This window comes from Thalassospira sp. NFXS8 (assembly GCF_040148805.1).
Taxonomy (GTDB): Bacteria; Pseudomonadota; Alphaproteobacteria; order Rhodospirillales; family Thalassospiraceae; genus Thalassospira.
Genome location: NZ_JAGEMF010000001.1, coordinates 1,417,583 through 1,433,001 on the forward strand (window position 1 = coordinate 1,417,583; position 15,419 = coordinate 1,433,001).

A 15,419-nucleotide genomic window follows, 5' to 3' on the forward strand; every position below is an offset into this window, starting at 1 on the left:
ATCGGAAACAGGTATTATCCCAGCTTTTTGCCACGCAGACGAAAAACATAGGATATGATTTCCGCGACCGCCTTGTAATGCTCGGGCGGGATTTCCTGATCGATCTCAACCGTGGCATACAGCGCCCGGGCTACCGGCGGATTTTCCAGCACGGTGACATTGTTTTCCTTGGCGACTTCGCGAATACGCAGCGCAACATTATCCTGCCCTTTGGCAACACAATGGGGCGCCTGCATCATGCCAACATCATATTTCAAGGCCACGGCATAGTGGGTCGGGTTGGTAATAACAACGTCGGCGCTGGGCACATTTTGCATCATGCGTTTTTGCGCCCGCTCCATCCGGATCTGGCGGACCTTCGCCTTGATTTCCGGGCTGCCTTCGGTTTGTTTGTATTCGTCCTTTAATTCCTGTTTCGACATCCGCATGGTTTTGTTGAAGTCATAACGCTGATAGGCAAAGTCCATGCCTGCGATTACGGCTGTCAACGACACCGCCGCAATCATCAGCATCACGATCAACTGATAAAGATGGTCCAGAATTTCGGGCAGCGACATTTGCGGATAAAGTTCGATATCATCCATTTTGGGAATGATCACAATTGCCAGCACCACGCCGACAAGAACGATTTTCAGGATATTTTTAACGAACTCGACCAGTGTTTTCATCGAAAACAGGTTTTTAAGCCCCTTTAGCGGGCTTAGTTTGGTGATGTCGGGGGAAATACGTTCGCTTGAAATCACCAGCCCGTTTTGAACCAGGTGGCCAGCAGCAGCAAAAAACATCAGCAGCAAAAATGGCACGCCCATGATTTTGAAAAAACCCACAATCATATTCAGCCACAGCTGGCGGATACTTTCGGGGTCAAAACTGAAATCCTGGGGATGCATGACAAACTGCATCGAAAAATCGCGCACCCCATCGGCCATCCCCGGCGCCATCATCATGATCACCAGCGCCCCGCCAAACAACAGCATGAAATTACCGACCTCCTTGGAAACCGGCACCTGGCCCTTCTCTCGCGCGTCATCGAGCTTTTTTTGGGAAGGGTCTTCTGTTTTTTGGCTGTCGTCTTCGTCGTCGGCCATACTCACATCCTGGAAGGTTGCGGCTTAGGGAGCCAGGAAATTTTCCAACCCGTTTTCAAAATACCCTGAAAACACCACCATCATGGACGGCAACGCAACAAGGAACAAGAAGAAAGCCACAGCAATTTGCACGGGCATGGCGACAAAAAACACCGGCAATTGCGGCATCAGCTTGTTTAACAGGCCCAGTGCAGCCTGCAAAACAACCGACACCACCAAAAATGGCGCCGACATTTTCATGGCAATGGTAAAACTGTCATTGATGGCCCGCGAAATGAACTCGCTCATATCGCCAACAGGCAATGTGCCGCCCGGCGGAAACAGCGTATAGGTTTCAAACATTGCCTGGATCAACAAATGATCCAGCCCGGTAGCAAACAGCAACACCAGCCCGACCTGGCTTAACAAACGCCCTGTTACCGCACTTTGCTGCCCGGCAATGGGATCATTGGTAAAGGCGTTCGCCAGTGACGACGAATAGGCAATAATCATCCCGGCGGTTTGCAAGGCCCCCATCAATATTTGCCCGAACATGCCAAAAAACAGGCCGATGGTAATTTCAAACGCCAGATACACAAAAAGCGTCGGCGCATCATCGGGTTGAACCGGAATAAGCGGCGAGGTCAACGGCGAGATAAGCACCGAAATCCACAGGGCCAGCAACAGGCGCACCTGGGCTGGCACCATGGTCGACCCGAAACCCGGCATAAACGCAAAGGCCGCCCCGACCCTGGCGAATGTCATCAGGACAACATATAGGTTGAGAACAAGTAGGTCCTGCAAGGACGACATGGCAAAGACCCGATCCGGGCGAAACAGGGTTACAGGCAGTCAGACCGGCAGGCGCGCCTGCCAGCCCGGTTCGGGCTAATTGGGCAAGCCAACAAAATGATCGACCATACGATTGGTAAATTCAACCAGTTCGGTCATCATGAAAGGCAGCAATACCAGCAATGAAATGAAAATAACCAGAATTTTGGGGACGAAGGTAAGGGTCATTTCCTGAATTTGGGTCAGGGCCTGAAACAGGGCAATAATCAAACCCACACCCAGCGCAATCAGCATGATCGGCCCGGACACCTTGATAAGGGTCCATACCGCATCATAGGCCACGTCCATAATCTCGGCCTGATTCATCGGAAAAAATGCTCCGTCCCTGTGACGCCGCCAGACGATGAACGACAAAACCGTTCACGGCGACCCAATACCAGTTCGTTCTTCATACAGGATGACTGCCCCCTGTCGCCATGATTTTGTTTGGCATGGCGCGGACAGCAAAGGAAAGAAAAGCCAAAAGAAAAAGCCGCATCCCTGTGCATTGCGCACAATATGCGGCCCCTGCAAAATTTGCCGACCCGTTACCGGGCCAGACAACGGATCAGATCGGCATCCGCAAAATTTCCTGATAGGCCTGCAAAGCCTTGTCGCGCACACCGACAACTGTTTTCAAGGTCACTTCAGCCGCCGAAACCGCGGTAACCACATCATGCAATTCCGCTTTGCCGACAATGGCTTTCTGGGTCATGGTTTCGCTGTTCATCATGGTATCACGGGCATCAACTGCCGCGTCGCGCACCATGTCGGAAAAACTTTGCCCGGGGTCAACGGCAGTGCCGTTATTTGCCCGGTCCGCAATCGTGTCGGTTTTGCCATCTGCCGCATTGCGATAGGCAGAAATTGCATTGGCAAAGCTGTTATTGATCATGACGCGGACTCCTTATCCTCACAGACCTACCTTAACGGATAATATCCAGGGTCTGCAACAGCATGCTGCGCGAAGACTGTATCACATTGAGATTGGCTTCATAACTGCGTTGTGCTTCGCGAAGATCCATCATCTCGATCATCGGCGCCACATTCGGAGTCTGTACATAGCCCTGGGCATTTGCTGCCGGGTGGCCCGGTTCGTATTTCATGCCAAAGGCTGATTTGTCATCATACACCTTGTTGACCTTAACCAGATCAACGCCGGTTTCACGGTCCATAACATTCTTAAAGGTCAGAATCTTGCGACGATAGGGGTCTTTGCCTGCTTCGGTCGGCAGGCTGTCGGCGTTGGCCATGTTTTCGGCGGCAACGCGTAACCGGGTGCCCTGTGCCTTCATGCCTGCGGCTGAAATCTGAAATGCGCGGTAAAGTTCCATGTCATTTAATTCCTATAGAATGCAACAGCTTAGCTTGTACGACCAACAGCCGTTTTCATCAGCTCTGTTTGCTTGGCATAAAGGCGGGTCATGGTTTGAAAGTCGATCCGGTTTTCGTTCATCTTGACCAGCTGTTCTTCCAGCACCACAGCGTTCTTGTCCGGGGCAACTTCATAGTTCTTGCGAACTTCTTCAGCCTTGAAATTGGCGGGTTTACGAAGACCGGTGCTATGGCCCGGTGCGGTTTGCGCCATCGCCAGAATGAACTGGCGATCATTGCCAACCTTGGCCGGGTTAAATTCTTTCAGATCTTCCGGGCGATAATTCGGGGTATCGGAATTGGCAATATTCTGGGCAATCACCTGCTGACGCTGGTTCAGCCAATCCATTTTTTCTTTCATGTTGGCGAACATGCTGAGTTTGCCGATATCCATGATCTTTACCCTTTCGTTATCCGACCCAGTATCGGGATTTGTAGTAAAGCCTGTGTTAACGACCGTTTCCTGATCTTCAACGCCTGGCTGGTTTTACCCGATTTCATCTGGCAAGCATTTCCTTGCATATCCCGTGCCACAATCCTAAAAGGCAGGAATTGCTTTAGACTTCTTGCCCTCTGGACCAATGCGGCCAAAGCGGGCATAGTCATGCAACGCGAACCAGACGGGCCACAACCCGATCAAAAGAACCAGGACCGAACATGCTGTATCTGACCCGTAAAGTCGGCGACTCCGTTATCATTGACGACAATATTGAAGTCACTGTGGTCGAGGTTCGCGGGAAGACAGTAAAGCTGGGCTTTACTTTCCCGGAAAACATTCAGGTGCTGCGCCGCGAGCTTTATGACCGCATCCAGGACGAAAACCGTTCGGCCACGGCCAGCGTTGATTTTGCACGCATTTTCAATAGCCGCAGCGACGATACGCCCGACACCCCACCCGCCGACGACGACAATGACACCCCCAAAGACGACAGCGACCGCACATAGAACGCGGCCCGATGCCCCGTCTGTTGGCCTGTTAACGCGCACATAACGCGTATAAACGATGTAGCCATTGTATGGTGTTCGGTATGGTGGCAGTGCGACAGGACCGGGCATGATGCTTGCATTGGCTGTGCTTGCCTGCGAGATGGTAAAAATTGCACCATCACGGTTATCGCAAGGATTTATTGACCAACGGCCCTCTATGATCGACCTTGCATAAGATGTTTTGTAATGGGTCGCTTTTATGCGAACCGGATAATGGGCAAAAATGACCGGCAAGAAAAACAACATCGACCTGCTTGATGAACGTCAGGCGCCCGGCGGGGAAAAACTTGCCGCACCGGGCAGCAAGGACCAGGTTGCGGTTGCATTGCGGTATCTTCAAGGTCGCGATAACGCCCCGGTTCTGACGGCAAAAGGTCAGGGCAGCGTTGCCGAACAAATTATGCAAGTGGCCTTTGATCGGGGGATCAAGGTTCGTAAAGACAGCGACCTTGCCGAAATCCTGATGGCGGTGGATGTTGACAGTGAAATTCCGCTCGAAGCGTTTGCCGCTGTGGCCGAAATATTGAACTATATTTACCGCATCAATCAGATCTATGGCACGCATAACCCTGCGGCCGGGCCTGATAATGATACAATTTCCCGGCTATCGACAGATGGTCACAAGCAGGAACCACCCCATGACGCTTGAACAATTCAAACAGGATTTAAAGCGGGTTTTATCCCTGGTCGCCACCAGCCAGCGCTTTCTTGATGAAGGCAAGGTTGTGGAACTTGGCTCGCTTGAGACCAAAATTGCCGACCTTTGCCGAAATGCCCAAAACCTTAGCGCCCAGGATCGCCAGGACGCCGCCCCCTTTTTGGCCGCCCTGCAATCAGACCTGAACCGGCTGGAAGATGGCATGCGCACTGAACATGCCAGTTTGCAACGCCAGCTTAAAGGGCTTAACAATTCCAACCAGGCGGTAAACGCCTATGCCCAGGCGGCACGCAACCGCTAGGCTGCACATCTTGCAAAAACTGCCGCCAAATCGGGCCCCACGAAACGCAAGAACAGGCAACATGGCCATTACCGCCCCGGCGTCTGGAACAACCTTGCGACTTGCACCCTGGCCGACAGTGCGATAATCCACAAGAGAGGCACAACCGTCGCCCGGCGGGCCGGTTCACAAAACAGGGGATAATCTGCCCGCGATGGATATGGAATCATATTTCCGCTTTGTCGCCGCACTGGTATTTGTGCTGGCCATGATTGGTGTTCTTGCACTGCTTGCGCGGCGTTTTGTGCCTGGTGCCCGGTCAGTTAACCGGGGGAAAAAGCGCCGGTTGGCCCTGATCGAGGTTTTACCGCTGGATGCCAAACGCCGGCTGGTTCTGATCCGTCGTGATGACACCGAACACCTGATTGTGCTGGCCCCGAATGGCGACATGGTGGTTGAACGCAATATTGGCACCACCTTTGACCACCTTTTGTCCGATGAAACGGCCCTTCCCGGCACAACAGGCACAGATGCCGCAAGCCCCGCAAATGCAGCTGCAGCACCGACAACCGGAACTGTTTTGCCATGATGTTTTCACACCGGACAAACCCTGCCAAGGCACATACGGATCAGGCGGCGTCCCGTATATCGGGCTGTAGCGACGCGAACAATACCGCGACCCACGCTGCAAGTTTCACATCCCCCCGGCGGTTTCTGTCGATGCGCGGCTTAAAAATCGCTGCTTTCTGGTCATTATTACCACTGCTGGCGATTGTGTTTGGTGGCGATGTGGCCCATGCGCAGTCGTTTAATCTGGATCTGGGCGATGGCCCGGGCGTGACATCTACCGGCCGAATGATCCAGCTGATCGGGCTGATCACGGTTTTAAGCCTGGCCCCGGCCATTCTGGTGATGGTGACATCCTTTACCCGCATCATCGTGGTGCTGGGCCTGTTGCGAACCGCCCTTGGCATTCAGCAATCACCGCCCAATCAGGTGATGGTCAGTCTGGCGCTGTTTTTAACCCTGTTCATTATGATGCCAACCATGGAACGATCATGGGACGAAGGGCTGCAACCCATGATCAATGGCGATATTGACGAATTTGAAGGCATGGACCGGGCGATCAAACCCGTTCACGACTTCATGATGACCCAGGTTCGTGACCGCGATCTGGAACTTTTTGTCAATATTGCCAAGGTCAATGTTTCCTCGCCCGATGATATTCCATTGCGCGCCCTGATCCCGGCTTTCATGATCAGCGAATTGCGCCGGGCCTTTGAAATCGGCTTTCTACTGTTTATTCCGTTCCTCATTATCGACATGGTGGTTGCCAGTATCCTGATGTCGATGGGGATGATGATGCTGCCGCCTGTGGTGATATCCCTGCCGTTCAAACTGATCTTTTTTGTCCTGGTTGATGGCTGGTATCTGATTTCCGGGTCGCTGGTACAAAGTTTTGGCCCCGGTTAACCCCATGTCGAAACGCAGGCATACCCTACCCGCCAATATCGTTTTGGTGCGTAACGGAAGGTAAGACATGTCCGATGTTGAAATTAACAGTTCTGGCGGCGTTCTTGTTTTAATGCTGCTAACAGCATTGCCTGGCATCGTCTTGTCTATTCCGGGGTTAATCCTGGCTTTCTACAGCTTCTTAACCAAAAAGAACCTGTGCGACCCCCGCAAAACGGCCCTGATCTCGGTTATTCTGATCTGGATAGACGGGATCGGCCTTTATTTGATGGCAAATGTTGATGGCCTGCACGGCTGGTTATTCCCGCAAAACAACGGCCTGATATTTCCCGTAATATTAGCGCGCCTTTCCATAGAAATCGTCCTGTCCCTGCTGATTTTTCGGTTTGTCGAAAAACTCGCCAGATTACGAAACCGGACGTAAAACCATGCGACCGGTAAAACGTCGCAGATAACCAACGATCAACGATCCCCAGGCGCGCCACAAAAGATGGCCTGGCAAAGCCCGGCCACCACGTCACACAAGACCAAGCGGCAATATGTTGACATAGGCCGGTGTTAATTCCTGCCCTGCCGCCACCGGTTTTTATGAAAAACAAAAAGCCCCCGCACATGGCGAGAGCTTTGAAAAATGCCAGGTAAATTTGGCATCGTATTTGGCAGCCTGCATGGGTTTATTCGATGGTGCGCAAACCCACATGCGAACGACGCGGTGCCGGGTCGCTGATAAACAACTTGTCGGCACGGTGAATTTCTTCAACGGTCATACGCGCACGCACCGCATCAAGTTCGCGGTAAGCCAGCGTGTTTTGAGCCGGTGCCGCCAGTTTCAGCCAGTAATAAGCCTGAACATTATCCTGTCTGACACCATTGCCAATGGCATAAAGACGCCCAAGGGCAGACTGACCGTTGGCCGAGCCCTTGCGTGCCGCGCGTTCATACCAGCCCGCAGCCCGTTTCATATCAACCGGCACACCAAGACCATGTTCATACATAACACCAATCAGGTGATACCCGCCCGGATGACCAAGTTCAGCCAGATCCATCGCCAGATCAAGCGCCTTGCTATAATCAGGTTCACGATGATTAACGCCAAAGATCAAAATCTGGGTCATCTGGTATTTGGCCGAGACGTCGCCCTGATCGCAGGCAAATGACAACATTTGCCAGCCCCGATTAAACAGCTTTAATTCCGAGCTATGGCAGAAATACATTGCCAGATTGGCCTGGGCATAGGCATCGCCCTCACCCGCAGCCAGTTCAAACCAGCTGATCGAGGCTTCGATATTGCGTTCAGCCCCCAGGCCGACACCAAAGGCATAGCCCAAAGCAGAGGCCGCCTCGATGCTGCCGGCACGAGCAGCGCGCAAGTTATATTCAAACGATTTGCCGGGGTCGCGTTTTACACCGCGCCCTTCCAGATACAAATAAGCCAGCACACTGGCCGCGGTGACATCGTTATGGTCACAGGCAGATTGCAACAGTTCGACAGCCTTGCTGTCATCCTGTTCAACCCCCCAGCCATTGAGATAACAGACGCCAAGGTTATAAATGGCAACCGGCGACCCGCGATCGGCAGCATCACGGAACCAGTCGGCAGCCATATCCGGGTTTTCTGGCACACCAAGTCCCTTGGCATATAAATAGCCAAGATTGTTGGCCGATGTCCCGGCACCGGATTCAGCTTCTTCGCGGAACCAGTAGGCCGCTTCGCGATACCATTGCTGGCCTTCGCCAGAATCGCGGCTAACACCGATCCCCTTGCTGCGCATAAAACCATAACACACAGCAGCGAAGGCGCGGCTTTGACGGTGAATTTGATCAAGGATACGACGGGTAGCTGACTCATCGCGTGGCATACCGATGCCGCGGAAGTTTTTCAGGGCAAGATTCAACTGCGCGAAGATGTCGTGTTCGACATCGGCGTCATCGTAATAGACCATTTTAAGTGCGCGATCCATCTGCCCTCAGCTTACACACACTGGAAATATACAGTTCAAAGAATAGACGAATATTTTCAAAGTGCAACTACCTATTCTTACAGCTAGCAGTCGCCCACAGTCACCCGATTGATAAAATTAGATTTATTCAATATAAACCCGACAGAAAGACTTTACCCCGGCAAACACAAAAACAGGCGGTAAAGGACGCCCTTAAAAAACGGCAAAAACCGATGACCGCAAGATAACGGCGAAACCTTCGCGCAAATATCTTGCGAAGCCCGCCCACCGGCGCACGGCCCGGAATTCGCCTTTAGTTAATGGCGCTAAGCTGGGTTTTCTCCAATTGATCCCGATAGTTACCAAGAAAACCCTTGAAATCCTCGACTTCCTTGATCTCGTTGGAAATCGAGCGGTAATCGATCAAACCGCGGGTCGGGGCCGATGTTATCAGCTCAAACCCCTTCGCATATGGCCCCTTTGACATCAGCGCGCCATAGCGCCGTTTGACCATATCGAGTTCGCGTTCACGCCCTGCCATGGCCAAATTAATAGCCCAATTCAGAACATATTGCGCGCGCTGGTCGCTAAAACCATCGACGATATTTCCGGGATCAGAGCCGACCAGCCGCTGAAAACTATCGGCCATCGCGCCGTAATTTTTCTCTTTTCTGTAATTATCGATTCGCAAAAGTTCCGCTTCCGGCGTCAAATCATCTGCCAGAAGTGCCATTGCCTCGTCCCCCTTGTCGATATCCATCAGGGCACGGGCGCGCAGATGCAAGCGCTGTGCAACCAGATCATCGCCCAGTTCCGGGCTGTCACTGTCATCCAGAACATCAATCGCCTTTTGCGGTTTGTTATCGAGCAAATAGACCAGTGCCAACCGCGCCGCAACACGGGCCTTTTCATGACCGGTCAGACGAAAATCAATCTGATGAAGCAGCAAATCTTCGGCGCGACCAAACAGCTCGACGCTGACCATGCGATCCGCAAGGCGGCGGATCAACTCGTCGCCTTTGTCGCCAGCCGGGGTCAGTTCGCGAAATTCGTCATACAGGGCCACTGCCTTGATCGCCGAAATATTGTTAATGTCATCCCCCAGATACAAATCTTCAAAGGTTTTGTGCATCTTTTCGGTTATCGCCGGTGTCGAGGGATGATTGGGGAAGAAAATAGCCGCCTGCCGCAAGGTTTTTAACGCATCGCGATAATGTTTGCCATCAACCTGCAAATTCCCCAGGCGGCGTAACACGGCCAGTTCAAAATCATCCCCTCGCCAGGCAAAGCGCAGTTTCTCCAACTGGGCAATCGCATCATCAACAGTCAGACGTTTCAGTTTTAACAAAAGCTCGGTACGGTCGAAAATCGCGTGGGCGCGGGCCTTGCGGTTATTACCGTCTGCCACCTGGTCCCAGGTGGCAATTGCCTGATCAAACTGCCCGGCTTCCTGTTCGAACAATCCTTTCAAATATTGAACATCAAGCAGCTTGTTTTCCGGGGCGTCTGGCGTTTCAAGCATGGTGTTGATCACATCCATGCCCGCTTTGGGGTTTTTGACGATCAGGGCCTGTTCAGCAGCCACCGGCCCCAGCCGCATCAAAAGCTCGCTGGGGTATTTGTCCAGCAGATGAATGGAATCCATCAAATCGCGCGCACCTTCATTGGGGCGCCCACGCGCAGCACTGTTTACCGCCCGCCATAGTTTAACCTCGGTCAGATCGGCAATACGCGGATCGCTTAACAGGCGTTCGGCATCGTCATATTGACCATTCAAAAACTTTGCCGCCCCTTTTAAAGCACGAAATTCCGATTTCTGCCCAATAAGCGGATCGTCATGTTCCATCATTTCGATCATCGCATTGGCTTCGGGGCCTAAACCGTTCGCCATGTAAAACCGGGCCATATCAAGCCGGGCCTTATTGCGATGTTCATCGCCACTATCGACCACTTCCTTTAACAGCGAGGCAATCGCCCTGTTATAATTATCAAGCCCACCCTTGCGCCAGTCCGCCAGATCAAAAATACGGCCTTCGTCGGCATCTCCGGTACGGGCACGCACACCGGTCGCAGATGCCAGCAAACGGGCCCCTTCGGGGGAAATGTTCAAACCGTTATCGGCTGTCACCACCACAGCTTCGCCACTTGCAGAAGGTGCCTGGGGGTCAGCAAGGTCCGCGCCATCCGGCGTTGTTACGGGCGCCGGGGCCGCCCGATGCGACACCTTAACCCTGTCATTTACCGGCGCAACAACCACCCCCTGGAATGATGGCAGAACATCAAATTCCGGGTAATGCAGTGCGGCCTCTATGCCGTAGCCAGGCTGGGTTGTCGGCACAACCCGCAAACTGTCGCCAACTTCGGGGTCATTCACCGTCATGGTATCGTGAACGCCGGTTAATGGAACAGCCAGCCGGGCGCGGGTATCACTATCAAGTTCGATGGTTGGGCCTAATCGTTCCACAGGCTGCAATTCGCCTGCTTCCATCGCAATGACCCAGCCGCCCTGTTCATCCTGCCGGGAAATAAGGCCGACCCCTTCGGGAATGGTCATGCGCACCAGGGTGCCAAACGGGCTGTCGAGCTGTTCGATCACACCCACAATCTGATTGGCTTCCTGGCGAACCCGGCCCAGATCCAGGTCAGCACGGGTATCAAAGGCAAACCACAGAAACCCGGCCCGGCTCCAGATCGCGGCCCCGGTGGGCCGCCCGAAAGGAAAGGACAGTTCCAGCTTTGTTGCGTCCTGATTAACACCGACACTGATTTTGCCAATGCTGTCAACCGGCCGTGCCTGCCCCTCGCCCGTGGCGGCGGGTTCAACGATGGCGGTACTGCTTTGGGTCGCAGGACCAAGATTGCGCGGCTGCCCGCCGGTCGTTTCCGCCGCCGGGCCGGAACGCCCGCTGATTTGCGGCGCAACCGGGGGGGTTATTTGCTGTGTCGTCCCCGTGGCGGGGGTACGGCTGGCGGCTGCGGGTGATGTTGCGCTGTCTTCGTCGCCCTGGGGGTTGCCTTCAACGCCCATCACGTCAACAACCACCTTGGTTCCCGATCGGAAATGGCGCAGGGTGCGGGCCGGGTCTGTTTTTATATCGACAGCAAGGGGGCTGGTTGCGGCCTGCGACAAAGTGACGCCCCGTGGCAAACGCCGCGATGTTGCAACATCGTCGATACGGGCCGGGCTGTCAAAAGAGATACGGCTGTTACCGTCTGTGCCGCTAACCTGGTAATTTACGGTTTTCGGCCAGTCAAAAACCAGCCGGTAAAATGTTGGATGACGCCCGACGCGCACCTCAAGTAAAGGCAAGGTTTGCCCGGCATCCGGCGTGGAGGTGCTGCCCGCCGTCGCCGGAGCATTGGCAGAGCCTGATATGGTATTTGCCGACGCCGGAGCCGAAGCTGGCGGAGAGGTTGGTGTTGGTGTTGATGTCCGTGCCGTGCCCGATGTTGCCGGTTTTGCCGCAGGCGGCGGCATGGTGCCTTGTGCCGGGGCGCGTGTGGCCGGGGCCTGTTCCGCGGACGGCGCAGGGGCGGTTGCTGGGCTGGCAGGTGGTTGCGCGGCGGGTTCCGGTGCAGCAGGGGCGGGTGCAGGGGCTTGCTTGTCAAGAATATCAAGCACCACATTGGTGCCCACATTAAAGGCACGAACATCGAAATCTTCGCGCAGCACAAACGCCACCGTTCTGCCGTCGGGGTCAAAAAATGCATCGGATACATAATCGGAAATCGGGTCAACCACACCGCTTAGCGATGCGACAAAGGGCTGGTCAAACCGCACGACAAGCTGATTGCCGATAATTTCAGCGGTGTAATTTACCTTGTGGTCCCACTGCACCACGATCCGGCCATAACCTTCGTGGTTGCCTGAACGCATGATGACCGGGTTTGCCGCCTGGGCATAGGCAACCGATGCCGTTTGCGTTGCGACCACCAAACCGGCGGTCGCGACGGCAACAGCCAGCAACAGTCGCGTTAACCCAAATCGCATCCCTATGAACCTCCGAGACCACTCCCGCCGTGGGGTTCAATGACGATGTCAACACGACGCGCCATCTCATAGCGCTTATCTTCATCATCAGTCCGCGGCAGGTCGTCGTACCTTGATGCCGCAAATCCGTAAATATTTATGTAATCCAGGTAACCAGACCTTTTTAATTCGTTGGCAACCTCGGCGGCACGGGCCAGGGAAAGTTCCCAGTTTGATGTATAACGGCTTTGCCCGCTGACCGGGCGCGGGTCGGTATGGCCCTGCACACCTACACGATTACCAATGTTTGACAGCACCCCGCCCAAAACAAACAGGGCCTGACGGGCATTTTGCGCCAGCTTTTCACTGCCTGGTACAAACATCACATCGCCGGGCAATGAAATAATCAGTTTATCCGAGGCATGTTTCAAACGGGCATGCATCAATACCGGATTATCACGGATGGCACCTTCGATCACGGAACTTAAATAATCCAGGTTCATTGCCGGTTTGCGATACACACGCGGAATATTCATTTGGGCTGTGGGCTCGTCCGTCGGGTCAACCGGCGAGGGTTTGATCGATTGCGACAGGGAATCAACCACTTCGTCCCAGCGATCCACCTTCACGCTCGACATGGCAAACAGCATGACAAAAAATGTCAAAAGCAGCGAAATCAGATCGGCCAGACTTAACATCCAGATCGGCGGGCCGGATGGTTCTTCTTTTTTGGATTCGTCCATCATCCGCCGTCTCCCGGTGCCGGTGTTGCAGACGGGGCCGCAGGGGCCACCCCGGGCGAAGCCATTGGCAGGGGAATGGTCACCGAAGGCCCACCCGTGCCGGTTTTTGGCAATGACGGCAACGGAACCGTGGTTGTAACAGAACGCTGCTTGGCGGCGGCGCGTTCGGCAGCGGCCTTGGCCTCGGCAGTCTGATCCCAGAAAAACCGGAATGTAACAATGAAGGGATCGGCACTGGGGTCAATCCCGACATCGACCGAACGGGCGGGTGCCCCCTGGGCAATCACCTGGCGGGCAAAGGCACCGGCACGGGCAATTTCAAGGCTGCCTTCAACCGGCACAGTTCCATATTTACCCAGATTGCTGCCCAGCATCATTTCCATTTCATACTGCGCCCCGCCTGTTGTATCGGCCAGCGCATGGGCCAGATTGGCAACAAAACCTTTCTGGCGGTCACGAATGGTTATTTTATCGGGATCAAACAGCTGGTCGGTATGCATCATCACTTCCATCAGCTTTCCTGGCTGAAGGACTTCGACACGTGCCACTTTTAACGGGGACTGAAACAGATCTCCCAGCTTTTGCTGGGTTTCCTGTGCCGCAAGCAACGGTCCATCAACCGATGTAACCGTATCAAGGCTGGTGGTGGGCGGCAAAATAGAGGCAAAGGCCGATGACAGACTTTGCTGCACCTTTTGCGCCTTTACCTCTTCATAGGTCGAGATGGTGTTTAACAGAATGAAAAAAGCCAAAAGCAAAAGATAAAGCGACAGGAATAACGCCGTTGTACCACCGGTCACGGCGACTACACGTTTTGGGGCGTCATCTTCTGCTTCTGCCATACCCGTTCGTCATTTCGCCCAAGGGGTCAATTAAACATCGCGTCAATATCGGCCTGCGACACGCCCTTGCCTTCAAGCTGCGGGCCGTTCAACAGGGCGTCATCCCCCTGCTTTTGTTCCCTGGCCTTGCGCGGGTTGGCTTCGGCATAACGCGCAATTTCTGCACCAAACGCCGTTACCAGCCCTTCAACCCGTTCTTCAATGGCTTTTAACGCCTTGACAACCTTGGTCGTTCGCTGACCGGTAATATCCTGGAAATTACAGGCTTCATACACCCGCATGGTCGCATTGGTTACAAGCTCTGCCTGTTCAGGCGGCAGGGTAGCTGCAAATTCTTCAAGCGAGTCCATCGCATCAAGAATTTCATGCGTTGCCCCGGCTGTCGCATCGACAATGGCGTCAAGCTCGTCCGTGGCATTCGGGATATATTCGGCCTTGATATCATCAGGACGCAATGACGCGATTTCCGATTTCATCTTGCGAATGATATTGGAAAGCTCATCAAGTTCGCCAAACAGGCGTTTTTCATCCTGATTGTCGGTCTTTGTGTTGGCCGGAAGAAACTTTGCCAGGCTTTCGACAAGCCCGGAAACTTCTTCAATTTTCAGATCGCCTTTTTCAAGACGCGTCTTTAACTGGCCCAGCAGATCACGTAATTGGCTATCATCCACGGCGGTATCACGGGACAAAATGCCCCGTGCCCCTTTTTGACTTAGAAATCACCAAGAACCGTGGTCAGCTTACCCTTGAGGGTTTCGGCATTGAACGGCTTGACGATATAATTTGATACGCCTGCTTTTTTAGCCATAACGACGTTTTCAGTCTTGGCTTCGGCAGTGATCATGATGAAGGGAAGGTCCTTCAGTTTCGCATCCGCGCGAACTTCCTTAAGCAACTGAAGACCGGTCATCGGCTCCATGTTCCAGTCGGAAATAACCAGGCTGAACGGCTTTTCACGCAATTTGCGCAACGCCATGCTGCCATCGGTTGCTTCTTCAATATTGGTGAAGTTCAACTGGCGAAGAAGATTACGGATGATACGCAACATGGTTTTGTAATCATCGACAATCAGAATTGGCATATTGGGATCGACGGACATTTACCACTCCATGATGCTGTCAATCTGGAAAACTACCCAGCTTTTGGTTCGGAACATTATATTCGTGATGTACCTATTTAATTTAGGTTAATCAAGGCTTTTCACTTTGATAAAAATGAGTGTTTTTCATCTGATTTCAAGAACTCCGGTTAAAA

The 15,419-nt window shown here is 53.4% G+C and carries 18 protein-coding genes; 6 read left to right on the forward strand and 12 right to left on the reverse strand.

Annotated elements, in window-relative coordinates; translation table 11 throughout:
• Window positions 1–14: 14 nt before the first annotated feature.
• The 6 genes from flhB to J4E05_RS06450 form a co-directional block, all read right to left on the reverse strand.
• Window positions 15–1,088 carry a flagellar biosynthesis protein FlhB gene (gene flhB, locus J4E05_RS06425; RefSeq protein ID WP_085589748.1) on the reverse strand — a complete coding sequence of 358 codons (1,074 nt, stop codon included), beginning with the start codon at window positions 1,086–1,088 and terminating at the stop codon, window positions 15–17.
• A 24-nt stretch (window positions 1,089–1,112) separates the two neighbouring features.
• Entirely contained in the window at window positions 1,113–1,832 is a 720-nt protein-coding gene (gene fliR, locus J4E05_RS06430; protein ID WP_246832893.1) for a flagellar biosynthetic protein FliR, read from the reverse strand.
• A 123-nt stretch (window positions 1,833–1,955) separates the two neighbouring features.
• The gene (gene fliQ / locus J4E05_RS06435) at window positions 1,956–2,225 is read right to left on the reverse strand and encodes a flagellar biosynthesis protein FliQ (RefSeq protein ID WP_085589744.1); all 270 of its coding nucleotides are present in this window, start codon (window positions 2,223–2,225) and stop codon (window positions 1,956–1,958) included.
• 241 nt (window positions 2,226–2,466) lie between these two features.
• Complete coding sequence (gene fliE / locus J4E05_RS06440) at window positions 2,467–2,793, reverse strand: flagellar hook-basal body complex protein FliE (protein WP_085589742.1); 327 nt, start codon at window positions 2,791–2,793, stop codon at window positions 2,467–2,469.
• 31 nt (window positions 2,794–2,824) lie between these two features.
• Window positions 2,825–3,232: a flagellar basal body rod protein FlgC gene (gene flgC, locus J4E05_RS06445; RefSeq protein ID WP_085589740.1), complete on the reverse strand. Its 408-nt coding sequence runs from the start codon at window positions 3,230–3,232 to the stop codon at window positions 2,825–2,827.
• Window positions 3,233–3,261: 29 nt separating this feature from the next.
• The gene (locus tag J4E05_RS06450; protein WP_085589738.1) at window positions 3,262–3,666 is read right to left on the reverse strand and encodes a flagellar basal body protein; all 405 of its coding nucleotides are present in this window, start codon (window positions 3,664–3,666) and stop codon (window positions 3,262–3,264) included.
• Window positions 3,667–3,929: 263 nt separating this feature from the next.
• On the opposite strand from J4E05_RS06450, the gene csrA reads away from it, so the two are divergent.
• The 6 genes from csrA (at window position 3,930) to J4E05_RS06480 (ending at window position 7,094) form a co-directional block, all read left to right on the forward strand.
• On the forward strand, window positions 3,930–4,217 hold the full coding sequence (csrA, locus tag J4E05_RS06455; protein WP_349593524.1) for a carbon storage regulator CsrA: 288 nt from the start codon (window positions 3,930–3,932) through the stop codon (window positions 4,215–4,217).
• A gap of 265 nt (window positions 4,218–4,482) precedes the next feature.
• On the forward strand, window positions 4,483–4,908 hold the full coding sequence (locus J4E05_RS06460) for an EscU/YscU/HrcU family type III secretion system export apparatus switch protein (protein WP_085589732.1): 426 nt from the start codon (window positions 4,483–4,485) through the stop codon (window positions 4,906–4,908).
• Window positions 4,898–5,218: a hypothetical protein gene (locus J4E05_RS06465; RefSeq protein ID WP_349593529.1), complete on the forward strand. Its 321-nt coding sequence runs from the start codon at window positions 4,898–4,900 to the stop codon at window positions 5,216–5,218. The genes J4E05_RS06460 and J4E05_RS06465 overlap by 11 nt, the downstream gene beginning before the upstream one ends.
• Window positions 5,219–5,411: 193 nt before the next feature.
• On the forward strand, window positions 5,412–5,786 hold the full coding sequence (locus J4E05_RS06470) for a FliO/MopB family protein (protein WP_349593531.1): 375 nt from the start codon (window positions 5,412–5,414) through the stop codon (window positions 5,784–5,786).
• 131 nt (window positions 5,787–5,917) lie between these two features.
• Window positions 5,918–6,670 carry a flagellar type III secretion system pore protein FliP gene (gene fliP, locus J4E05_RS06475; RefSeq protein ID WP_349594656.1) on the forward strand — a complete coding sequence of 251 codons (753 nt, stop codon included), beginning with the start codon at window positions 5,918–5,920 and terminating at the stop codon, window positions 6,668–6,670.
• Between the two features lie 67 nt (window positions 6,671–6,737).
• A complete protein-coding gene (locus J4E05_RS06480) occupies window positions 6,738–7,094 on the forward strand; it encodes a hypothetical protein (protein WP_349593534.1) in 357 nt (118 codons plus the stop codon).
• Window positions 7,095–7,344: 250 nt separating this feature from the next.
• Here J4E05_RS06480 and J4E05_RS06485 read toward each other — a convergent pair whose 3' ends face one another.
• From J4E05_RS06485 to J4E05_RS06510, 6 genes are all read right to left on the reverse strand, one after another.
• Window positions 7,345–8,631: an SEL1-like repeat protein gene (locus tag J4E05_RS06485; RefSeq protein WP_349593537.1), complete on the reverse strand. Its 1,287-nt coding sequence runs from the start codon at window positions 8,629–8,631 to the stop codon at window positions 7,345–7,347.
• A gap of 292 nt (window positions 8,632–8,923) precedes the next feature.
• Window positions 8,924–12,601 (reverse strand): hypothetical protein, encoded by a 3,678-nt coding sequence (locus tag J4E05_RS06490; protein WP_349593540.1) that lies wholly within the window; start codon window positions 12,599–12,601, stop codon window positions 8,924–8,926.
• Window positions 12,602–12,603: 2 nt separating this feature from the next.
• Window positions 12,604–13,326: an OmpA/MotB family protein gene (locus J4E05_RS06495; protein WP_349593543.1), complete on the reverse strand. Its 723-nt coding sequence runs from the start codon at window positions 13,324–13,326 to the stop codon at window positions 12,604–12,606.
• On the reverse strand, window positions 13,323–14,165 hold the full coding sequence (locus tag J4E05_RS06500) for a hypothetical protein (RefSeq protein WP_085589719.1): 843 nt from the start codon (window positions 14,163–14,165) through the stop codon (window positions 13,323–13,325). Before J4E05_RS06500 ends, J4E05_RS06495 begins: the two co-directional genes overlap by 4 nt.
• Window positions 14,166–14,191: 26 nt before the next feature.
• A complete protein-coding gene (locus J4E05_RS06505) occupies window positions 14,192–14,854 on the reverse strand; it encodes a protein phosphatase CheZ (protein ID WP_085589717.1) in 663 nt (220 codons plus the stop codon).
• 23 nt (window positions 14,855–14,877) lie between these two features.
• Complete coding sequence (locus J4E05_RS06510) at window positions 14,878–15,264, reverse strand: response regulator (protein WP_085580778.1); 387 nt, start codon at window positions 15,262–15,264, stop codon at window positions 14,878–14,880.
• Between the last annotated feature and the right edge of the window lie 155 nt (window positions 15,265–15,419).